Origin of the sequence: Microbacterium sp. NPDC078814 (genome assembly GCF_040702645.1) — a bacterium.
Classification (GTDB): Bacteria; Actinomycetota; Actinomycetes; order Actinomycetales; family Microbacteriaceae; genus Microbacterium.
Genome location: NZ_JBFBLT010000006.1, coordinates 184,813 through 205,596, shown reverse-complemented (window position 1 = coordinate 205,596; position 20,784 = coordinate 184,813). Strand labels below are relative to the sequence as shown.

The following is a 20,784-nucleotide window of genomic DNA, read 5'->3' as shown; positions in this document are numbered from 1 at the left end:
GACCGGGCCCTTCGCGTGCCGCGGGCCGGGTCAGGTCTCGATGCCGGTGCGTCCCGGTGCGGAGTCTGCGCGGGTCCGGACGCGCCGGCTGAGCAGGACCCCCGCCGCGAGGGCCAGCACCGCCCCGGCGGCGAGTCCGATCAGGCCGCCGGCGTCGCCGCCGGTGGCCGCGAGGCCCCGGGAGGGGGGAGCGGGCGGCGTCGCGGGAGCCGAGGGGGAGGGCGGCTCGACCGTGGTCGGCGGCGTGGTCGGGGACGGCGGGGAGAGCGTGGTCGGGTTACGCAGCTCGACGGTCACGACGGAATCCGCGCTGATCGTGAGCTGTGCGCCTCCGTCGGTCGCGGTCACCCCGTCGCCGGTGAACTGCGGGCTTCCCCACCCGACACCGGGCACGGCCTCCGCGGTGTGCTCGGACAGCGTCACGACCGCGCCCACCGGGATCTGCGCGACGTCGCGCGCGGTGCCGTCCGCGGGCAGCATGAGCGTTCCGGTCACCGCACCGTCCGCGCTGGGGTAGGAGTAGTCGACGGCGAACGTCGCATCGGTCGGGACGAGGGATGCTCCCTCGCCGACGATCCGTTTCGCGACCGAGAACCCGCCGCGCCCGTCCCCTTCGCCGTCGCCGCCCGCCACGCTCGCGGTCACGGTCGCCGTGGTGGTGGTGACGCTCGATCCGGAGACGGTGTTCGCGAACACCTGGCCGTTGTGCGCATCCGCCGGCAGCTCGGTCTGATACGACAGCCGATACAGGCGGTCTGCCTGCGCCGGCGCCGTGAGCTCCACGGTGAACGACGAGCTCGCGGTGCCCGGAGTGAGGACGAAGTCCGACCCGGCCGCGAGCGGGTGGAAGTCCGCCGGGTCGAACAGGCCGCCTGCCCACGCGTCGGTCGCGACCGAGCCGATCGCCACGGTGTCGGGCAGCAGGTTCAGTCCCGGGGTCGCGGTGTCCGTGAGGGGCGGGCGTTCTCCACCGAGCAGTCGTCCGGGGATCCAGATGTACCACTCGATCGTCCCGTCGGTCGTCTGCACGCCCGACTTGGTCGCATCCGTCGGCACCGGCTCCGGGCGCTGGGGGCCCACGCCGCCGCCGGGGATCTCCACGGTGATCGGACCACCGTCCCCGGTGGTGAACGTCACGGTGTCCTCCTCGGTGGTCTCCTCCGCCTTCATCTGGAAGAACAGGGTGCCGTGGACGTTGTCATGCGTGAGGACGTAGTCGCTCAGCGTGCAGGCGATGGCGGTCGCCGCGACGGTGCAGGTGCCGACGGTCGCGCCGGCGGGGTCCCGCAGGGGGAACGTCGCAGCCACCCCGACGAAGCGGGGCGTCGTGGGAAAGGCGAGCGAGAAGGTGTCCCCCGGTTGCGCGCTGTCCGGAACGGCCCAGGTGGCCTCGAGTCGGAGGGTGTCGTACAGGTGGATGTCGCCTGTCGGTTCCACCACCGTCACCGCCGTGATGGCATCCAGCTCCGCCGCCTGCGCCGTCGGCGGCACCGCGAGTCCGACCAGGGCCAGGAGGGCGACGGCGCTGCTCGCCACGCCCCGGCTTCGCCTGCGTCGTCGCTCCGTTCTCTTCTTCTGTATGCGCACAGTCCACCTCTCCTGTTCTTTCCGGGACACCCGGTCGTCGAGCCCGCCCGATTCGCCGACAGACTCTCACATGCGCGGATGATTACGCTACAGATGAGGACGTTTCGATATCGCTCGATCCGCCCCGCGCTCGAAGCGGACCGCGAGCCGACGGGGCGCCCGCGGGCGGTAGGCTGTTCGAGTGGCTGCCTCCCCCACCAACCCCTATTCCGAAGCCGGCGTCGACACCGCGGCGGGTGACCTCGCCGTCGAACTGATGAAGTCGTCCGTGCGCGCGACGCACGGCCCCGAGGTGCTCGGCGGTGTCGGCGGTTTCGCCGGTCTGTTCGACGCCAGCGCCCTGCGCGACTTCCGGCGTCCGCTGCTCGCGACCAGCACCGACGGCGTCGGCACCAAGGTCGCCATCGCGCAGGCCATCGACAAGCACGACACGATCGGCCAGGACCTGGTCGGCATGGTCGTCGACGACATCGTCGTGGTGGGCGCGAAGCCCCTGTTCATGACCGACTACATCGCCTGCGGCAAGGTCGTCCCCCAGCGGATCGCCGACATCGTGCGCGGCATCGCCGAGGCGTGCGCCGCGACGGGCACCGCGCTCGTCGGCGGCGAGACGGCGGAGCACCCCGGTCTCCTCGGCCCGCGCGACTACGACGTCGCCGGCGCGGCGACGGGCGTGGTCGAGGCCGACGCCATCCTCGGCGCGGAGCGCGTGCAGGACGGCGATGCGGTCATCGCGGTCGCCTCCAGCGGCCTGCACTCCAACGGCTACTCGCTCGTGCGCCACATCATCACCCGAGCCGGGATCTCCTACGGCGACAACTCCGCAGACTTCGGGTCGACCTGGGGCGAGGCTCTGCTCGAGCCCACGCGCCTCTACACGCTGCCGCTGCTGCGCCTGATCGAGGCCTCCGGCGGAGTCCACGCGCTGAGCCACGTCACCGGCGGCGGCATCGCGGCGAACCTCGCGCGCGTGCTCCCCCAGGGAAGCTGGGTCGAGGTCGACCGCAGCACCTGGTCGCCGAGCCCGGTGTTCCGCGTGCTGAGCGACATCGCCGGTTCCACGCTGGAATCCGCCGAGGGTACCTGGAACCTCGGCGTCGGATTCCTCGCCGTGGTGGCGGCGGACAGGACGGACGCCGCGATCGCGGCGCTGAACGCCGAGGGCATGCCCTCCTGGCAGGTCGGCACGGTGGGCTTCGGCCCGCGTCCGGCCGGTGAATTCGAACAGGGCGCCAAGGGCGTCGATGGTGGAGCAGTGCGCCTCGTCGGCGCCTACGCGGACGGAGCGAAGTAAGAGCCCATGTGCGGCATCGTCGGAATGGTGGGCTCTGCCCCGGTCAATCAGGACATCTACGACGCCCTCCTGCTGCTGCAGCATCGCGGGCAGGACGCGACGGGTATCGCCACCGCCGAGGCGAACGGCGTCATGCACAACGCCAAGGCCCAGGGGATGGTGCGCGAGGCGTTCCGCACCCGCGACATGCGCGGACTGCTGGGCAACGTCGGTCTCGGCCACGTCCGCTACGCCACCAAGGGCACCGCGTCCAGTGAAGAGGAGATGCAGCCGTTCTACGTGAACGCGCCCTACGGCATCATCCTCATCCACAACGGCAATCTCACGAACACCCGCGAGCTCGCCGCCGACATGGCGCAGCGCGACCGTCGGCACCTGAACTCGTCCAGCGACACCGAGCTGCTGCTCAACGTGCTCGCCGGTGAACTGCAGGCCACGACCTCCACGGTCGACCTCGACCCGGACCGGATCTTCGAGGCCGTCGCCCGTACGCATGACCGCATCGAGGGCGCGTACGCGGTGATCGCCGTCATCGCCAACTACGGCCTGCTCGCTTTCCGCGATCCGTTCGGCATCCGTCCGCTGATCCTGGGCCGCCGCCCGTCCACGGTCCCCGGAGCTGAGGGCAAGGACGAGTGGGTCGTGGCGAGCGAGTCCCTCGTGCTGGAGAACGGCGACTACGAGGTCGTGCGCGAGGTCGAGCCCGGCGAGGCCGTGTTCATCACGAACGAGGGCGAGCTGTTCACGAAGCAGTGCGCCACCGAGACGCACCTCGCGCCCTGCGCCTTCGAGTACGTCTACCTCGCTCGTCCGGACTCCGTCATGAACGGCATCTCGGTGTACGAGTCCCGCCTGCGGATGGGCGACAAGCTCGCCGACACGATCGCGAAGCACGTCCCGATGGACAAGATCGACGTGGTCATGCCGATCCCCGACTCGTCCCGTCCCGCGGCCATGGAGGTCGCCCGCAAGCTCGGCATCGAGTACCGCGAGGGCTTCTACAAGAACCGCTACGTCGGCCGCACCTTCATCATGCCGGGGCAGGCGGTGCGCAAGAAGAGCGTCCGTCAGAAGCTCAACGCCATGTCGACGGAGTTCCAGGGCAAGAACGTGCTGCTGATCGACGACTCCATCGTGCGCGGCACCACCTCGAAGGAGATCATCCAGATGGCCCGGGATGCCGGAGCCGCCTCGGTGACCTTCGCCTCCGCCGCCCCGCCCGTCCGGCACCCGCACGTGTACGGCATCAACATGCCCTCGCGGCACGAGCTCATCGCCCACGGCCGCACGATCCCCGAGATCGCGGAGGAGCTGGGCTGCGACCACCTCGTGTACCAGGAGGTCGACGACCTGAAGGCCGCGATCACCGAGGGTTCCGTACTGGAAGACCTCGACATGAGCTGCTTCGACGGCCGCTACGTCACCGGCACCGTCACCGACGAGTACCTCGCCTGGGTGGAGGGGTCGCAGACCTCTTGATGTCCGGGTCCCTGAGCTCGCCGCAGGGCCGACCCCTCTGGCAGGGGCGCGCCCTCGCGTTGATCGGGATCGTGCTGGTCGCGTTCTCGCTGCGATCGGCCGTCGCCTCGCTCTCTCCTGTCCTCGACCACGTCGCCGAGGACTTCCCGGTGGCCCCGGTGATCGTGGGGCTGATCGGCGCGGCTCCGCCCGTCTGCTTCGCGCTGTTCGGACTGCTGACCCCGCTGTTCGAGCGCCGGTTCGGGCTGGAGCGGATGGCGGTCGTGGCGATCGTGCTGATGGCGGCGGGCATGCTGCTGCGCGGCCTCGCCCCCGACTCCTGGAGTCTGCTCGCGGCGACCGCCGTCGTGTTCGCCGGCGTGGGGTCGGGCAACGTCCTGCTGCCGCCGCTGGTCAAGAAGTACTTCGCCGACCGGCTCGGCGTCATGATGACCGCATACTCCACGACGCTCGCGGTCTCGACCTTCCTCCCGCCGCTGGTCGCCGTCCCCGTCGCCGACTCGCTCGGGTGGCGGATCTCGCTGGGTATGTGGGGCGTGGTGGCCGCCCTCGCGCTCGTGCCCTGGGTCACGCTGCTGGTGCGCTCCCGCGGCGACGACCGCGCGGTGCCGACGGAGCTCCTGGTTCCCGACCCCACCGACGGCGTGGACGATGTGCGCGACGCGGTCGCCGCCTCGACCGGGCCGATCACGACGCAGTCGGCGAGCCCCCGCGTCTTCGGCCGGCTCTGGCGGCTGCCGTTGGCGTGGGCGCTCGCGCTCGTGTTCGGCACGTCGTCGACCATGGCCTACGTCGCCTTCGCCTGGCTGCCCACCATCCTCGTCGACCTCGGTGGCGTGACCCCGGCGACCGCCGGCTTCCTGCTCTCGCTGTTCGCTCTCGTCGGGCTGCCCTGCTCCATGCTCGTGCCGGTGCTCGTCGTGCGGTTCCAGGCCACCCGCCCGCTGTTCTTCGTGGCCGTGGTGGCCGGTCTCGTCGGGCTCGCCGGTCTCCTGCTCTTCCCGACCGTCGCGCTGCCGCTGTGGGTGGCGATCTTCGGGCTCACCGCGATCATGTTCCCGCTGAGCCTCGTGCTCCTGAGCATCCGGGCCCGTACGCCGGAGAGCGCGGTCGCCCTCAGCGGCTTCGTGCAGAGCATCGGCTACGCGATCGCGGCGGTGTTCCCGCTCCTCGTCGGCCTTCTCCACGACACCAGCGGAGGGTGGCAGGTGCCGCTTCTCGTGGTGGCAGGGGTGCTGGTCGTCTCGGTGCCCGCGGGCATCATCGCCGGTCGCCGCCGCACGATCGAGGACGAGTGGGAGCGGCGTCACGGCCGCTGGTGACGATGGCCGTCAGCGCGTGACGCGAGGCGGCGCGGTCGAGGAGCGCACGATGAGCTGCGGGTCGGTGGAGGGCATCTCGCCGACCGGGTCGTGGCCCTCGATCTGGGTGATGAGCCGCAGCGCGGCGGCGCGGCCCATGGCCTCGAACGGCTGACGGACGGTGGTCAGGGCGGGGGAGGCGTAGGCGGCGAGGGCGATGTCGTCGACGCTCACGACGGAGATGTCCTCCGGCACGCTGCGCCCCGCCTCATGCAGGGCGCGGATGAGGCCGAACGCCATCTCGTCGCTGCTGACGAAGACCGCGGTCGCCTCGGGGATCGCGGCGATCGTGCGGCCCGCCCGGTACCCGGACTCCGGGGTCCAGTCCGCCGGGATCACGGGCGGCGGGACGATGCCGCGCTCGCGGAGCGTCTGCTCCCAGGCCTCGCTGCGCTGCTGCGTCTCCGTCCAGTAGTCGTCGCCGGAGACATGCCACACGGTCTCGTGGCCGAGGTCGAGGAGATGCTCCACGGCGAGGCGGGCGATCGCGCGCTGGTCGACCGCGAGCGGGGCGTCCTCCTCGAGGGAGGTGCGCTCACTCCGGGTGGCGGGCGTCCGTTCGGTACGCGCCCGCATCGCCGGCGTGTCCAGGGCGATCGGAACACCGAGGATGATGCCCTCCGCGCCCTGCCGCTCCAGGCGATCGAAGGCCTCGAGGAACGCGTCGTCCGAGGCGTGGTCGGCCACCGCCGCCGTGGTCACGGTGTAGCCGTTCGCCGCCGCGGCCTGCTGGATGCCGACGCCGAGCGCGGCGGAGGAGTAGCGATCGGTCGAGACCACGATCACGCCGAGCACACGGGTGCGGCCCGAGGCGAGCGACGCGGCGGCGGCGTGCACCCGGTAGCCGAGCTCCTCGACCGCGGCGAGAACCCGTCGTGCGGTCTCCGGGCGGACGTTGTCCTGTCCGGACATCACGCGCGAGACGGTCTGGGTGGAGACGCCGGCGAGGCGGGCGACGTCGACCTGGCTGGGGGCGCGGTCGTCTTTCGGACGGCGAGGGGACATGCCCCAATGGTAGCGATCCATCGGCGGAAAACCAGGGAGCGCGGACATCGGCGATGCGATAATGTGAACGCAAACAATTCAGCTGGGAGTGCAATGTCCGACCTTCTCGCCGCGGCTTCCGACGGCTTCTCCACCGCCGTCGCCGCGCCGACAGACGCCGCCGCCCCCGGCGCCCCCGCCCTGTCCTGGCGCGACGGGGAGATCCTCCGCGACGGTGCGCCGCACCGCATCCTGTCGGGCTCGATCCACTATTTCCGCGTGCACCCGGACCAGTGGGAGGACCGCCTGCGCCGGCTCGCCGCGATGGGCGCGAACACGGTCGACACCTATGTCGCCTGGAACTTCCACGAACGGGTCGAAGGGGACATCCGCTTCGACGGCTGGCAGGACGTCGAGCGCTTCGTGCGGCTGGCCGGCGAGGTCGGCCTCGACGTGTTCCTCCGGCCGAGCCCCTATATCTGCGCGGAGTGGTCCAACGGCGGTCTCCCCTTCTGGCTCACCGGGCGGGTCGCGGCGCTGCGGACGAGCGATCCCGCGTTCCTCGCCGCCGTCGATGCCTGGTACGACGCGCTGCTTCCGCGGCTCGCGCCCCTGCAGGCCGCGTACGGCGGGCCGATCGTGGCGATCCAGATCGAGAACGAGTACGGATCGTTCGGCAGCGACGCCGCCTACCTCGCCCACCTGCGTGACGGGCTCCGGCGACGGGGCATGGTGGAGATGCTGACGACGGCCGACGGGATCACTCCGGACATGATCGCGCACGGGAGCGTGCCGGGCGCGATGACGACGTTCACTTTCGGCACCGGGGTGCCGGTGGCGGCCTCCCTGCGTCGGCACGGGGAGGCGCTCATGTGCAGCGAGCTCTGGGGCGGCTGGTTCGACCACTGGGGCGAGCGGCACCATGTGCGGTCGGCGGACAGCATGGGCGGGACGATCCGCGAGCTCCTCGACGAGGGCGGTTCGGTCAGCCTCTACATGGCGCACGGGGGCACCAACTTCGGCCTGTGGAACGGCGCGAACCACGACCTCGTGCTGCAGCCCACGGTGACCAGCTACGACTCCGACGCCCCGATCGGCGAGGACGGCACCCTCGGGAAGAAGTTCCATGCGCTTCGCGCGCTCTTCGCCCCCTTCCACGCGGACGAGCTGCCGCCGGTCCCCGACCAGCCGCGGCGGCAGTCCGCGGCGTCCGCGCCCCTGGACCCGCGGGCGGGTCTGCTCGACGTGGTCCGGGCGACCCCTGCGGCGGGCGCGCTCTCGCCCCGTCCACTCACCTTCGAGCAGCTCGGGGCGGAGGACGGCCTTGTCGCCTACGAGGCCGACGTGTCGTTCCCCGACGAGGCGACACTGACCATCGATGGCCTGCACGATCGCGCGGTCGTCTTCCTCGACGACCGTCGCCTCGGTGTGCTCGAGCGGGACGGCGAGACGTCTCTCGCTCTCCCCGTGGACGGCGGCTCCGGTCGGCTGACGCTCGTCGTCGAGAGCCTCGGACGCATCAACTACGGGCCGTATACCGGCGAGGGCAAGGGCATCATGCGCGGTGTGATGATCGGCCGCCGCCTTGTGAACGGCTGGACGCATCGCCTCCTGCCGCAGACGGCACCGGCGGCGGACGCCGCCGGGTCGGGCGGAAAGGACGGCCTCGCCGTCGCCGGGTTCGATATCGCTGAACCGCTGGACGCGTGGCTCGCCTTCCCCGGCGGCGGCAAGGGCATGGTGTGGCTGAACGGATTCCTGCTCGGACGTTACTGGAGCGTGGGTCCGCAGGAGACGCTCTACGCCCCCGCGCCGCTGTGGCGTGCCGGGCGCAACGAGATCGTGGTGCTCGACACCGACGGCCTCGGGGCGACGGTGGAGATCCGGGAGGCGCCGTCCTTCGGGGAGACCGAGGAGTTCATCGGCTCCTGAGCCGCACACGGGCCGCGGGTGATGACCTTCGGCCAATGTTTGCGCATACTTCGCGTTCAACTCTTGTCTTAAGCCACACCCTCGCTCTACGGTGATAGCGCAAACATCGGTTCCGATCGATGATCCACCTGCGGCGCATCGGGGCGTCCTTTCCTCCGGCCGTCGCACCGTTCGAGAGGCAAGACGTGTCGACACCTTCCCGACCGCCGCGCACCGCCGTCGCCATCAGCTCCCTGCTGGCGACGGCTCTCGCGCTCGGCGGAGCGCTCCTCCCCGCGACCGCTGCACAGGCCGCCGATCTCCTCCCCGTCCCGCAGACGGAGTACCGGTTGCACGCGGTGTCCAGCGAATCGGATCCGTATCCGGCGCCGCCCTCGCTCGACGGCACGGCTCTCGGCGCCTTCGACGGCGACTATGCGACGCAGTGGACGTCGCGGTACTCGTCCAACGCGCCTTTCCCGCACTGGATCGCCCTCGACCTGCAGCGGTCCCTCTCGGTGAAGGGGCTGGACTACTCGGTCAAGCGCGGGCAGAGCGTCGCGGCGAAGACCGTCGAGGTGTACGTCACGGATGACGCCGACGCCGCGCGCACCTCGCCGGCCGATGGGGGATGGGGCGCCGCCGCCGCGGCCGCGACGCTGCACGCGCCCACCGCGAATGACGAGAAGCAGCGCATCACGCTGGAGACCGCGAAGGACGGCCGATACGTCGCGCTGCTCGTCCTCGACGCGCAGGGCACCACGGGCGGCGGCGCCGGTGAGATCCAGGTGCTCTCCGACGAGGAGCTCCCGCCGATCGTCACAGAGCCGGAGACGCCGGAGCAGCCGGAGACCGGGGACACCGTCGAGATCGCTGCGGGCGGCACCACCGCCACCGTCTCCTCCGCGTTCCCGCAGATCCTCGGCTACCGCGTGGGCGATGACCGCCTCGGCGGGCAGAAGAGCTCCCCGCGCACCTGGGCGGTCAACGGCACCGCCTATGCGTCGACCACCACCTCCACGGCGACGGCGAGCGGCGTCGACTACGTATCGACCCTGACCGGCATCGACGTCACGGTGCGCAGCAGCATCCGCGTCGCGGCGAACGGTACGGTCGAGTTCACCGTGACCGGGGTGGACGGCTCCGCCGCGGTGAACACCCTGGCGCTCCCCGACAACGCGTTCCTCTCCGCGACGGCCGCGGACGGCGCCGTCCTCGATCGCACCGTGATCAGCCCGAACAGCACCACGAACGCCGATGAGCACATCGCGGTGGGAGCGGCGACGGCCACCGGGACGAAGGGCGCGGCCTTCGCATTCCTCGGCGACGGGACCCTCGCCGGCAGCGTGATCACGAACGCGACGACGCAGGCCTCCGGCGGCACCGCCTCGTGGAACACCCGGCTCACGACGCGGGTGACTGCGGCCGACGGCCGGACCGCGGAGATCGGCTCGAACACCTGGCTCATCCATCCGACCTCCGCCGTCGACAGCCGGGTGACGACCTACGCCCTTCCGAAGGTCACGGTGCTCCTCACCGCCGACCGCAACGGCGACGAGACCGTGGACTGGCAGGACGCCGCGATCCGCTACCGCGAGGTCGACGCCCCGCGCCTCGGTGCCGACCGGGTAGCCGACCGCGTGGTCAGCCGCATCCCGTTCAACTTCGCCTCGAGCGCCACGAACTACTTCGACCTCGTGCTCGACAACACCAAGCGCATCGCGAACCAGACCGACGGCCTCGGCCAGTGGGTGCTCAACAAGGGCTTCGGCAGCGAGGGACACGACTCCGCGAACACCGACTACGGCGGGAACTACAACGAGCGTGCGGGCGGCCTCGCCGACCTCAACCGCCTCGTCGACGAGGGGGCGAAGCTCAACGCCGACATGAGCGTGCACGTCAACGCCACGGAGATCTACCCGCAGGCGGACGCGTTCGATGCGGCGATCCTCGACGGCACCCCGCCGTACAAGCCCGGCTGGAACTGGCTGGACCAGTCGTACTACATCAACCAGCAGACCGACCTCGGCACCGGACGCGTGCTCGACCGCTTCCAGCAGCTGCGGGACGAGGTGCCGGGGCTCAGCGGCGTCTACATCGACGTGTACTACTCCAACGGCTGGGTGGCCGAGGAGCTCGCGGACGAGCTGAACGCCATGGGCCTCGAGGTCGCGACCGAGTGGGGCGACAAGTTCGTCGACAGCACGGTCTGGTCGCACTGGCCGAACGACCTCGCCTATGGCGGCAAGGACAACAAGGGCATCAACTCCACCATGGTGCGGTTCATCCAGAACGCGCAGGCGGACGTCTGGAACGACGACGTCCTGCTCGGCCAGCAGCGTCTCGTCGACGCCGAGGGCTGGGTGGGCAACCGCAACTGGGACGGCTTCATCGGCAACATCTGGTCGCAGAGCCTGCCGACGAAGTTCCTGCAGCACTTCGACCTGCAGACGTACGAGGCGGGGGTCGAGGCGACCTTCACCGACGACGTGGCGGCCCGGATCGACGGCGGCACGCGGGTCGTCACGATGGACGGCGCGACCGTCCTGCGGGGCGACTCCTACCTGCTGCCGTGGCAGTCGCTGCCGTCGAGCGCCGAGTCGGGCTCGCCCGTCGACGCGGACAAGATGTACTTCTTCACGGCCTCCGGCGGCGAGAAGACCTTCGGTCTCACGGACGCCTTCCGCGGGATCACGACCTTCGACGTGTTCGCGCTCGGCGACCAGGGCCGCGAGAAGGTGCGCACCGTCACCGCGGTCGACGGCAAGCTGACGCTGTCCGGTGAGAAGGGGACGGCCTACGTCGTCGTGCCTCAGGACGGAGCGCAGCGGGCGGCGATCGAGTACCGCGACGCGGGCCTGACCGACCCCGGGTTCAACTCGGGCGCGCTCGACGGCTGGAACCCCCGGGGTGACGTGACCATCGAGCGCACGGATCTCGGCGCGGCGAAGAACGCCTCCCGGGGCGACAACATCGCGGTGTTCGGCTCATCCGCCTCCGCGATCTCGCAGACCGTCACCGGCCTCACCCCCGGGAAGCGCTACGCGTTCTCCGCGCAGGTGCAGATCGATCCGACGGCCACGCGCGACGTGAGCGTCGCGGTCGACACCGGGGGCGGCGTCGTGAACCGCACCTGGAACCTGTCCCCGACGTACAACTACATGCGCGCCGACTCGAAGGCCGGACAGTACTACCAGCGCGGATCGGTGTCGTTCCTGGCGCCGGCCTCCGGCGAGGTGACCGTCTCGGTCTCGGCGGTCGCCGGCGACGCGGCGGTGCGCATCGACAACGCCAGGGTGATGGCGGACACGACGGCCCCGGCCGCGGCCGGCACGGTGTACTCGAACGACTTCGAGGGCAACCAGCCCGGGTGGGGCCCGTTCGTGAAGGGCGACGCCAACGGCATCGACGACCCCCGCACGAGCATCTCGCGCCGGCACGACCCGTACACGACGAGCGACTGGCGCAACACGGCCAAGCCGTTCGACAGCGGAGCCCTCGCGGGGCTGGCGGTGGACACCACCCTCACCGGTGAGCACTCGCTGATGTCCCACTCCGAGAACTCCGGCGTCGTCTACCGGACCGACCCCACGCTGGTGCCGCTGCAGGCCGGGCACACCTACCGCATCGGGTTCGACTACCAGGCCGGCGCGAGCGGGGCCTACCGCTGGCTGACCGGCACCGACGCCGTGCTCGACGGGGAGATCTCCTCGACGACCCTGCGTCGCACCCCCGTCGTGCAGGCCCTGGAGACCACCGCGTTCCAGGAGGACGTGATCGTGGGGTGCGGCGACTACACGTGGGTCGGTCTGGAGCGGGTCGGCGGCCCGGACGTCGACTTCGTCCTCGACGACTTCACGGTCACCGACCTCGGTCCGACGGAGGGTGGCACGCCGTGCGCCACCGTCTCCGGCGAGGCCGTGACCCTGAGCCCCGGGGCGCAGACGCCGTTCACCACGACCTTCACCAACAGCGAGGACATCCTGGCGGAGAACGTCGGCGTGCAGCTCGACCTCCCGGAGGGCTACACCGTCGAGGTCGCAGACGGGTCGTCGAACCTGTTCACGAAGGTCGCCCCCGGCGAAAGCGTGACGACGGACTGGCTGCTGACGGCACCGGCGTCGGCCGCGGGTTCCGCCGTCAGCATCGGCATCGCGGCCACCTACCTCGTCGACTGCGACGTGCGGACCGTGCAGACCGCGCAGGAGGCGGCTGTGGCCTCCCGCGCCCGCATCCCGAACGCGCAGATCACGGCGACCGCGAGCTCCGAGGAGACCGCGGGTGAGGACGGCACAGCGGCGAACATGCTCGACGGCAACGCCGGGACGTTCTGGCACAGCCGCTGGAGCAGCGACGCCCCCGGGTATCCGCACGTGCTCACGTTCGACCTCGGTTCCGCGGAGACGGTCGACGGCGTCTCCTACCTGCGGCGCGGCGCGAACCAGAACGGCCCCATCAAGGGCTTCCAGGTCGCGGTCTCCACCGACGGACAGTCCTTCACCGACGTGGCGGCGGGCGAGTGGACGAACGTCGCGGAGTGGCAGGACGTCGACTTCGCCGCGACGACGGCGCGATACGTGCGGGTGACGGCGACCTCGTCGATCTCGGGCACGCCGTTCGCGGCCGTGGCGGAGATGGCGGTGTACGGCACCACGTCCGCGCAGGCGGGGCACGCCCCGGAGAAGCGACCAGGGGACGACCTCGGGGCGTGCGCCCCGGAGACCGATCCGGTGCTCGCGCTCGGCGCGGATTCCGTGCGGGCAGGGGAGACGGTCGAGGCCGTGCTCTCGGGCTTCGCGCCCGGCGCCGCCGTCTCGTTCTGGCTGGACGGCGTGCGGCTCGGGGACGCGACGGTCGATGCGCGCGGCGCGCTGACCACCCGCGTGCTCATCCCCGCGGATGCGACGGTCGGGAAGCACCGCTTCCTCGTCAAGGACGCCTCCGGCGCGGAGGTGGCCGGTGCGGACCTCAAGGTCAAGAAGGCGAAGCCGGCGAAGGAAGCCGTCCTCACCCCGTCGGTCGGCACCGCGGCGGCAGGAGACTCCCTCCGCGTGCAGCTCCGCGGCTTCGACCCCGAGGCGGTCGTGCAGCTCTGGCTCCACTCGGAGCCGGTCCGCGTGGGCGAGGTGACGATCGCCGCCGACGGCGGCGCGGTCGCGACCGTCCTCATCCCGGCGGCCACGCCCGCGGGTGCCCACGCGCTCGTCGCGACGGACACCGAGGGCGCCGAGCTCGCTCGTGCGGATCTCACGGTCACCGCGGCCGCGACCGCCGCGGGCGGGGCGCTGGCCACGACCGGCGCCGAGGGGATGACCTGGCTGGCGGTGGCTGTCGGGGCTCTCGCGCTGAGCGCCCTCGGCGCGGGGCTCTGGCGGCGGCGACGCGGCTGAGTCCCTCTGCACAGGAGAGGCCCGGGGTTCGCCCCGGGCCTCTCCTGCGCGCGGCGGGGAGTTTGCCGGTTCTCCACGGGTCGCGGTTCCGGGGCCGGAGAGCGTGCCTTCGGTCCCCGATACTCGAGGGGTAGTCACGAAAGGAGCCGTACATGCATACTGTAAGCATGCCGAACGTCCTCATCCGCGACCTCGATCCGGGCGTGCATTCCGTGCTCGCCGCACGCGCGCGCGAGCGAGGACAGTCGCTTCAGCAGTATCTGTCGACGGAGCTCACTCGCCTCGCCTCGCGCCCGACGCTTTCGGAGTTCCTGAGCCGACGAGCGCGGCAGCCGGAGATGACCGCGCTCACCCCGGAGAGCATCGTCGCCGCCGTGCACGAGGGGCGCGCCGGGCGGTGATCGTCGTCGACGCCTCGATCGTCGTCGACCTGGTCTGCACCGGAACGTCGACCGGTGTCCTGGGGTCGCGGCTGGAGGACGAGTTTCTGCTTGCCCCGGAGCTGTTGCCGGTGGAGGTGGCCAGCGCTCTGCGGGGGCTCGAACGCGGCGGTGTCCTTGACGCCGCGGCGCTCGAATCCGCGGCCGGCGACCTCGCCCGCCTCCCGGTCGACCTGCATCCGACGCTCCCGCTGGTGCCGCGGATCCTCGCGCTGCGGGCGAACCTCACCGCCTACGACGCCGCGTACGTCGCGCTCGCCGCGGTGTTCGACTGCCCGCTCCTTACGCACGACCGGAGGCTCGCGCGGGCGGCCTCCGGTCTGTGCGCGGTCGAGGTGCCTAGCCCTTGACGGCGCCGGCGGCGAGACCCGAGCGCCAGTACTTCTGCAGCGTGAAGAACAGCGCGATGAGGGGGATCACGCCGAGCAGCGCCCCGAGCATGACGGCGCCCTTGTCGGGGGAGAAGTAGCTCATCATGCCGTAGAGGCCGAGGGTGACCGGCTTGAGGTCGGGGCTGGAGATCATCATGAGCGGGAGGAGGAAGTTGTTCCACGTGGCCACGAAGATGAACAGGAAGATCGTCACCATCGCGGGGCCGAGCAGCCGCAGCACGATGGTGAAGAAGATCCGGCCCTCACCGGCGCCGTCGATGCGGGCGGCTTCCAGCAGCTCCGTCGGCACCGACGACTGTGCGTAGACCATGCCGAGGAAGACGCCGAACGGCGAGACCGCCGAAGGGATGATGATCGCCCACACCGTGTTCGTGAGGCCGAGCGCCTGGAACTCGATGTACAGCGGCACCGTGAGCAGGGCGACGGGCAGCAGGAGCCCCGCCATGATGATGCCGACCGCGAGCTTCTTCCCCGGGAAGGCGAACTTGGCGATCGCATAGCCGGCCATCACGGCGAACAGCGTGCCGATGACCCCGGCGCTGAGCGAGTAGAACAGGGAGTTGCCGACCCAGCGCCAGAACAGCCCCTGCGTCCAGCCCATGAGGCTGTCGTAGTTGGCGGCGAGGTTCGGCTCGGCGAACCAGAAGCCGAACGTCGACGTGAGGTCGGTGTTGTTCTTCGTCGAGGCGACCACGAGCCAGAACACCGGCACGAGGAAGTACAGCGTGGCGACGACGAGGGCGATGAGGCCGAACGTGCGCGCGGCGGGGCCGGGGGCGATCGACGGGGGAGGGGCGTCCGCCGCCTGCGGCTTCCGGGAGCGCCGCTTCGTCGGCGGAGCCACGGTGACGAGTCGTGTGGTGGTCATGCGTCGCCCTTCCGCCGCTGGAGCAGTGCGTACACGATCGCGAGCACACCCGCGATGCCGGCCATGAGCAGCGAGTACGCCGACGCCGGACCGCTGCCCGACGGCGACAGCTCGCCCATCATCGTGTTGTAGGTGAGCATCATCGGCGTGAAGTCCTTGCCCATCCAGGAGTTCGCGGCTTCCAGGATGACCGGCTCGTTGAACAGCTGGATCGTGCCGATGATCGACAGCAGCACGGCCAGCAGGGCGGCACCGCGCACGAGCGGCACCTTGATGCGGGTCGCGATCTGGAATCCGGTCGCACCGTCCAGGCGGGCGGCCTCGTAGAGGTCGCGGGGGATGGCCTGCAGGGCGCTCAGGAAGATGAGCATGTTGTAGCCCGTGTACGTCCACGTCGTCATGTTCGCCATCGAGAAGAGGATCGTCTGCGGCGACATGAGATCGGTCCCCTCGGGCAGATAGGGCAAGAAGGGCGACACCTCGGGCGTGTAGAGGTAGAGCCACATCATCGCCGCGACGATGCCGGGGACCGCGTAGGGGAGGAAGAAGGCGAGGCGGAACAGGGCGGGGCGGCGCACGATGAACGAGTCCAGCAGCAGCGCCAGGGCGAGGGCCGCGATGATCATCACCGGGATCTGGAACGCCGCGTAGAGCACGACCCGTCCCATGCCGGCCCAGAACGCGCCGTCGGTCGCCGCGGCCGCGAAGTTGTCGAGGCCGACGAACGTGTCGACGAGCTCGCCGCCACCGTACAGGCCGCCGCCGGCGGGTACCTGCGCGAAGAACGACGACCGGACCGACACGATGATCGGGATGAGGAAGACGACGGCGAACAGCAGCGCGAACGGCGCCATGAACAGCCACCCGGTCAGACCCTCCCGTCGGATCCGCGATCGCCTCGTCGACGGGGCGACGGGGCGGCGCGCGGGAGGGAGCGGCGCCGCTGCCCTCGTCTCGGTCACTGTGGCCATGATGTGCCTCTCGCTCTCACGACGACGGCGGAGTACACGATCGCCCGTGCACTCCGCCGTCGTTCATCCGATGATGCCGTCCGGTCCGGTCATTCCGCGACCGGGAGGCCGAGGTCCTTGAGCGACGCGACGGCCGTGTCCTGCGCCGTGGTGAAGATGTCGGCGACCGAGGCCGTGCCGGCGGCGGCCGCGGCGGCCGTCTCGTTCATGTTCGCCAGGGTCGAGAAGCCGGGGGCGTAGGGGAAGTCGGGGTTGAGGTTCTCGGTGGCGGTGCCGAGCTCGGCGAGCACATCCTGGCCCCCGAACTGCCGCAACATCTTCTCCGGGGTCTCCACCTCACCCTTCGCGGCGACGACGAGACCCTGCGACGCGAGGTCGTCGACCTGCGTGTTGAACCAGTCGTTGAACTCCATGGCGGCCTCGGGGTTCTCGCAGCCCTTCATGACCGAGACGCCGGAGCCGCCGTCGGGGCCGCTCATCGCCCCGGCGCCGAAGTCCGGGAGCTGGGCGACGCGCCACTGCCCCTCGGCCGGGGTGCCGTCCAGCGAGTCGAGGAGGAAGCCGGCCTCCCAGGCCGCGCCGACGTGGCCGATGAGGCTGCCGTCGTTCAGCGCCGCCGTGAAGCCCTCGCCCCAGCGCTCGGTCGCGAGCGTCTGCTTGCCGTCGAGCAGGCCCTGCCAGAAGGCGGCGACGCGCTCGGAACCGGGGCCCTCGGCGTCCACCTTCCACTCCTCGCCCTCGGTGGAGAACCAGGTGTCGCCGGCGGCCGCGGCCTGTCCGGAGAGCCAGTTCTGCGCCTCGTCCGGAGTGAAGGCGGTGACGAACTTGCCGGCGGCGGCGGCCGTGGCGGAGGCGGCGGTCAGGTCGTCGAGTGTGGCCGGGGCGTCGAGGCCGAGCGCCTCGAACTCCGCGGTGTTGTAGAAGTAGACGAGGGGCCCGGTGTCCTGCGGGAGGCCGACGATGGCGTCGCCGACCCGCATGCCGCTGAACGCGCCGGCCGAGTAGTGGTCCTCGTACTTCTCGGCCTCCGCGGCGACGTCCTCCAGCAGACCCTTCACATAGAGCTGCGGCACCTCGGAGTATCCGGTCTGCGCGAGGCACGGGCCGTTCCCGGCCTTGATGTCGGTCTCGAGCTTGAGGATCATGTCGCTGGCCTTGCCGTCGAACTTCGTGGCCGTGACCTGGATGTCGGGGTGCTCCTCGTTCCAGCGGTCGACGATCTCCGCGACCGTGGTCATGCCCTCGCCGTCCGGGAGGCGGTGCATGTACTCGATGGTGACGGGCTCACCGCCGGCGTCGCCGCCCCCGGATGCGGCCGGCGCGCAGGCCGCGAGTCCGAACGCCGACACCGCGCCGAGGGCGACGACCGCGGCGACGCGGGGGGTGCGTGAGGTGGGTGCCATGCTGTTCTCCTCTTTGAGGTCATGTTCCTGCGGATCGCCCGAAGCGGGGACGCGGCGAGGGTGCGCCGTCGATCACATGCACATCAAATCAGAAAATGTTTGCGCTCACAAGACGCGGAATCGCGGGACGGGGACGAGTTTGAATGCCCCAGAGGGAGCGCTGACATAGATCGGCGGATGTCGGGACGCGGTCGCGCGCGGCCGGACACGGCGGCCCTCCCGCTGAGGGGATCGCCGCCCGGGTACGACGAAACACCCGCACGAGCCGTGCGGGTGTTTCGAACCGAGGGGCTACGCCTTCTCTAGTTCGTCTTCGTCTTCGTCTGCGTACTCGTCGGCCCACTTGTCGACGTAGGCGTCTTCGTCGGAGTCGCTCGAGTGCGCGAGCTCGCGCTCCAGCGCCGAGTAGTTCACCGACGGACTGTACGCCTTGAGTTCGCGGGCGATCTTTGTGTGCTTCGCCTTCTGACGGCCACGGCCCATGCCTGAGACCCCCTCACGAGTTAAGCTGCGGGCAGACAGGCGCCCGAGTCATTCACGACACCGGCTCGAGGCCGGTAAGAGTAGCATTCAGGATAGCACGCGGGGAACAGACCCTGGCCGCGGCCAGGCCGGCGAAGGGAGCGATCTCCATGACCGACAGCACCTCCACTCCGTCCGATGAGGCCACGCAGAACGCCGCTCTGCAGAAGGCCGTGATCGTCGGGATGCAGCTCGACCAGGACCCGCACGTTCTCGATGAGGCCGTCCGCTTCGCCCGGCTGCTGAACGCCCCGCTCGTGGTGGCCCACGTCGACATCACGCGCTTCGTCACCTACGAGGATCCGGACGGCTACGTGCACTCCGCTCCCATCGACATCAACTTCGACGCGGGGGCTGCCGAGTTCGAGGCCGTCGAGGCGGCTGCGGCCACGATGCTCGACGGCAAGGGAGTCACCTGGACCGCTCGGCAGCTCGTCGGCGACCCGGCGCTGGCCATCAAGCAGCTCGCGAACAAGCTCGACGCGCAGCTCATCGTCGTCGGTACCCGCAAGCGCGGTATCGGTGAGTCCATCCGGGAGTTCTTCACCGGCTCGGTCGCCGCGCGCCTCGCCCATCGCCAGCACCGCTCCGTGCTCGTCGTCCCCCTGGGGGAGTCCGTGCCGGACGAGCAGAAGGAGATCTGGCCGGAGTGATCCGCACACGACGAGGCCCCGCCGACGGATGTCGACGGGGCCTCGTGCGGTCATGCCAGGGGCTCAGGAGTCCGGCTGACTCAGCGCCACCGTCACGCTGCGGGCGGCCTGATCCAGCGCGTTCTCGAGGTCGGTGACCACCGACGACGGGAGGACGCCGCCCTTGGCGACATGGGTGCGCAGGTCGGTACGGATGCGGGCGCGGAAGGCGTTCACGACGGCGTCCGCGCGGTGCAGCTCCTCGCGGCTGGTCAGCCGTGCATCGTCGCCCGCGGTGCGCGGCCTGTTCTTCGCCGCCGCCCGGTCGTCCTTGGTGGCCGTCGCCAGGTCGGCGCGAAGACTCTTCATCGCCTCCTGCACGCTCTGGCGCACCTCGTTCGCGATGAGGCGGACGGTGTCGGTGATGCCCGCCTCGATGTCGGCGAGGTCGCTCTGGCGCGAGGCCAGCTCGGCGCGTCCGGCCTCGGTGATCGCGTAGATCGTCGTGCGTCCGTCGACGGTCTTGGTGACCAACCCCTCCTCCTCGAGCTTCGCCAGGCGCGGGTAGATGGTGCCGGCGCTCGGCGTGTACGTGCCGCCCGTCCGGTCCGTGAGGGACTGGATGATGCCGTAGCCGTGCTGCGGGGACTCCGCGAGCAGCGACAGCAGGTACAGGCGCAGGTCGCCGTGGGAGAAGACCGCGGGGCTCATGCTTCCCACTCCGGGTCGTTCTCGATGGTCTGCGGAGCGCGGCGGAGGACCGTCACCCCTCCGGAGACGGAGTTGGCGCGGAGGTCGACGAAGCGTCCCGCGAGCTCCCCGGTGGTGCCGTTGTAGGTGCTCGGTCCGGACGAGCTGCGCTCGACGCCGTCGATGAGCAGGCGGCCGCTGAGCGAGCGGATGACGTAGTTCGCCGCGAGGGACTCGTCGAGCCGCACCGTGGTGCCGCCGGAGACCGAGTTCACGGTGATCGTGTTGACGTCGCCCGCCGCGTCCACCAGTGTCGCGCCGGAGACGATGTCGACCGTGGCCTTGCGGATGGCGCCCGTGACGGCCACGTCGCCGGAGACGCTGTTGGCGCTGAGCGAGCCGGTGAGGTTGCGGATCTGCACGTCACCGGAGACCGAGTTCACGCTGAGGTCGCCGATGAGAGTGTCGACGATGATGTCGCCGGACACGGTGTTGAGACGGGTGTCGTTGCGGATGCCCGACACGAGGGCGCCGGCGCTCACGACGCCGAGGGTCAGGGCGATGCTGCGCGGGACGGCCACGCTCACCTCGGCGCGCGGACCGGCGGAGCCGAAGTTCCGGAACACCTCGAGGAAGTTGTCCCAGCCGAGCTGCGGGTGGTCGATCTCGACCTCGCCGTCGCGGGACTCGATCCGGAGGTCCTTGGTGGTGACGCCGTGCACCTCGATCCGGATGCCGGGTTCGTCGTGGGCGATGACGTCGACCTGTCCGCCGACGAGGCCCACCTTGAGCCGGGTCGCGGAGGCGATGTCGATGACGCGTTCCTCGCCGGGGGCGATGAGCCACTTCTCGGTCATGTC

The 20,784-nt window shown here is 70.6% G+C and carries 16 protein-coding genes; 8 read left to right on the top strand and 8 right to left on the bottom strand.

Annotated features, from left to right (window positions below; translation table 11 throughout):
* Positions 1–30: 30 nt before the first annotated feature.
* Positions 31–1,536 carry a DUF5979 domain-containing protein gene (locus AB0300_RS13660; RefSeq protein WP_085604789.1) on the bottom strand — a complete coding sequence of 502 codons (1,506 nt, stop codon included), beginning with the start codon at positions 1,534–1,536 and terminating at the stop codon, positions 31–33.
* 232 nt (positions 1,537–1,768) lie between these two features.
* Between AB0300_RS13660 and purM the strand changes: the two genes are divergently transcribed.
* The 3 genes from purM to AB0300_RS13645 are packed head-to-tail and all read left to right on the top strand — an operon-like array spanning position 1,769 to position 5,682.
* A complete protein-coding gene (gene purM, locus AB0300_RS13655) occupies positions 1,769–2,881 on the top strand; it encodes a phosphoribosylformylglycinamidine cyclo-ligase (RefSeq protein ID WP_085604792.1) in 1,113 nt (370 codons plus the stop codon).
* Between the two features lie 6 nt (positions 2,882–2,887).
* A complete protein-coding gene (gene purF / locus AB0300_RS13650; RefSeq protein WP_025104714.1) occupies positions 2,888–4,360 on the top strand; it encodes an amidophosphoribosyltransferase in 1,473 nt (490 codons plus the stop codon).
* A complete protein-coding gene (locus tag AB0300_RS13645; protein ID WP_029989706.1) occupies positions 4,360–5,682 on the top strand; it encodes an MFS transporter in 1,323 nt (440 codons plus the stop codon). Before purF ends, AB0300_RS13645 begins: the two co-directional genes overlap by 1 nt.
* 9 nt (positions 5,683–5,691) lie before the next feature.
* Here the strand turns inward: AB0300_RS13645 and AB0300_RS13640 are convergent, their stop codons facing one another.
* Positions 5,692–6,726: a LacI family DNA-binding transcriptional regulator gene (locus tag AB0300_RS13640; protein WP_025104712.1), complete on the bottom strand. Its 1,035-nt coding sequence runs from the start codon at positions 6,724–6,726 to the stop codon at positions 5,692–5,694.
* A 93-nt stretch (positions 6,727–6,819) separates the two neighbouring features.
* Between AB0300_RS13640 and AB0300_RS13635 the strand changes: the two genes are divergently transcribed.
* From AB0300_RS13635 to AB0300_RS13620, 4 genes are all read left to right on the top strand, one after another.
* The gene (locus tag AB0300_RS13635; protein ID WP_338565331.1) at positions 6,820–8,637 is read left to right on the top strand and encodes a beta-galactosidase family protein; all 1,818 of its coding nucleotides are present in this window, start codon (positions 6,820–6,822) and stop codon (positions 8,635–8,637) included.
* Positions 8,638–8,822: 185 nt separating this feature from the next.
* Positions 8,823–14,006: an endo-alpha-N-acetylgalactosaminidase family protein gene (locus AB0300_RS13630; protein ID WP_366216186.1), complete on the top strand. Its 5,184-nt coding sequence runs from the start codon at positions 8,823–8,825 to the stop codon at positions 14,004–14,006.
* Positions 14,007–14,158: 152 nt separating this feature from the next.
* Positions 14,159–14,407 carry a hypothetical protein gene (locus AB0300_RS13625; RefSeq protein ID WP_036292973.1) on the top strand — a complete coding sequence of 83 codons (249 nt, stop codon included), beginning with the start codon at positions 14,159–14,161 and terminating at the stop codon, positions 14,405–14,407.
* Positions 14,404–14,796 carry a type II toxin-antitoxin system VapC family toxin gene (locus AB0300_RS13620; protein WP_025104708.1) on the top strand — a complete coding sequence of 131 codons (393 nt, stop codon included), beginning with the start codon at positions 14,404–14,406 and terminating at the stop codon, positions 14,794–14,796. The genes AB0300_RS13625 and AB0300_RS13620 overlap by 4 nt, the downstream gene beginning before the upstream one ends.
* On the opposite strand, the gene AB0300_RS13615 is transcribed toward AB0300_RS13620, so the two are convergent.
* The 4 genes from AB0300_RS13615 to AB0300_RS13600 form a co-directional block, all read right to left on the bottom strand.
* Complete coding sequence (locus AB0300_RS13615; protein WP_366216185.1) at positions 14,786–15,706, bottom strand: carbohydrate ABC transporter permease; 921 nt, start codon at positions 15,704–15,706, stop codon at positions 14,786–14,788. The two genes, AB0300_RS13620 and AB0300_RS13615, sit on opposite strands and share 11 nt — an antisense overlap.
* Positions 15,703–16,677 carry a sugar ABC transporter permease gene (locus tag AB0300_RS13610; RefSeq protein ID WP_366216184.1) on the bottom strand — a complete coding sequence of 325 codons (975 nt, stop codon included), beginning with the start codon at positions 16,675–16,677 and terminating at the stop codon, positions 15,703–15,705. The genes AB0300_RS13615 and AB0300_RS13610 overlap by 4 nt, the downstream gene beginning before the upstream one ends.
* Positions 16,678–16,766: 89 nt before the next feature.
* Entirely contained in the window at positions 16,767–18,080 is a 1,314-nt protein-coding gene (locus AB0300_RS13605; RefSeq protein WP_366216183.1) for an extracellular solute-binding protein, read from the bottom strand.
* A gap of 291 nt (positions 18,081–18,371) precedes the next feature.
* The gene (locus tag AB0300_RS13600; protein ID WP_025104705.1) at positions 18,372–18,563 is read right to left on the bottom strand and encodes a DUF3073 domain-containing protein; all 192 of its coding nucleotides are present in this window, start codon (positions 18,561–18,563) and stop codon (positions 18,372–18,374) included.
* A 149-nt stretch (positions 18,564–18,712) separates the two neighbouring features.
* On the opposite strand from AB0300_RS13600, the gene AB0300_RS13595 reads away from it, so the two are divergent.
* Positions 18,713–19,255, top strand: coding sequence for a universal stress protein (locus AB0300_RS13595; RefSeq protein ID WP_025104704.1), 543 nt, complete (start codon positions 18,713–18,715; stop codon positions 19,253–19,255).
* 63 nt (positions 19,256–19,318) lie between these two features.
* On the opposite strand, the gene AB0300_RS13590 is transcribed toward AB0300_RS13595, so the two are convergent.
* Positions 19,319–19,945, bottom strand: coding sequence for a PadR family transcriptional regulator (locus tag AB0300_RS13590; protein ID WP_060922301.1), 627 nt, complete (start codon positions 19,943–19,945; stop codon positions 19,319–19,321).
* A complete protein-coding gene (locus tag AB0300_RS13585; RefSeq protein WP_366216182.1) occupies positions 19,942–20,781 on the bottom strand; it encodes a DUF4097 family beta strand repeat-containing protein in 840 nt (279 codons plus the stop codon). The genes AB0300_RS13590 and AB0300_RS13585 overlap by 4 nt, the downstream gene beginning before the upstream one ends.
* Between the last annotated feature and the right edge of the window lie 3 nt (positions 20,782–20,784).

Bases quoted from the DNA above. Each gene is read 5' to 3' on its own strand.
- purF (WP_025104714.1), top strand. From the start codon at position 2,888: ATGTGCGGCATCGTCGGAATGGTGGGCTCTGCCCCGGTCAATCAGGAC.
- AB0300_RS13645 (WP_029989706.1), top strand. From the start codon at position 4,360: ATGTCCGGGTCCCTGAGCTCGCCGCAGGGCCGACCCCTCTGGCAGGGG.
- AB0300_RS13640 (WP_025104712.1), bottom strand. From the start codon at position 6,726: ATGTCCCCTCGCCGTCCGAAAGACGACCGCGCCCCCAGCCAGGTCGAC.
- AB0300_RS13635 (WP_338565331.1), top strand. From the start codon at position 6,820: ATGTCCGACCTTCTCGCCGCGGCTTCCGACGGCTTCTCCACCGCCGTC.
- AB0300_RS13625 (WP_036292973.1), top strand. From the start codon at position 14,159: ATGCATACTGTAAGCATGCCGAACGTCCTCATCCGCGACCTCGATCCG.
- AB0300_RS13615 (WP_366216185.1), bottom strand. From the start codon at position 15,706: ATGACCACCACACGACTCGTCACCGTGGCTCCGCCGACGAAGCGGCGC.
- AB0300_RS13610 (WP_366216184.1), bottom strand. From the start codon at position 16,677: ATGGCCACAGTGACCGAGACGAGGGCAGCGGCGCCGCTCCCTCCCGCG.
- AB0300_RS13605 (WP_366216183.1), bottom strand. From the start codon at position 18,080: ATGGCACCCACCTCACGCACCCCCCGCGTCGCCGCGGTCGTCGCCCTC.
- AB0300_RS13600 (WP_025104705.1), bottom strand. From the start codon at position 18,563: ATGGGCCGTGGCCGTCAGAAGGCGAAGCACACAAAGATCGCCCGCGAA.
- AB0300_RS13595 (WP_025104704.1), top strand. From the start codon at position 18,713: ATGACCGACAGCACCTCCACTCCGTCCGATGAGGCCACGCAGAACGCC.
- AB0300_RS13590 (WP_060922301.1), bottom strand. From the start codon at position 19,945: ATGAGCCCCGCGGTCTTCTCCCACGGCGACCTGCGCCTGTACCTGCTG.
- AB0300_RS13585 (WP_366216182.1), bottom strand. From the start codon at position 20,781: ATGACCGAGAAGTGGCTCATCGCCCCCGGCGAGGAACGCGTCATCGAC.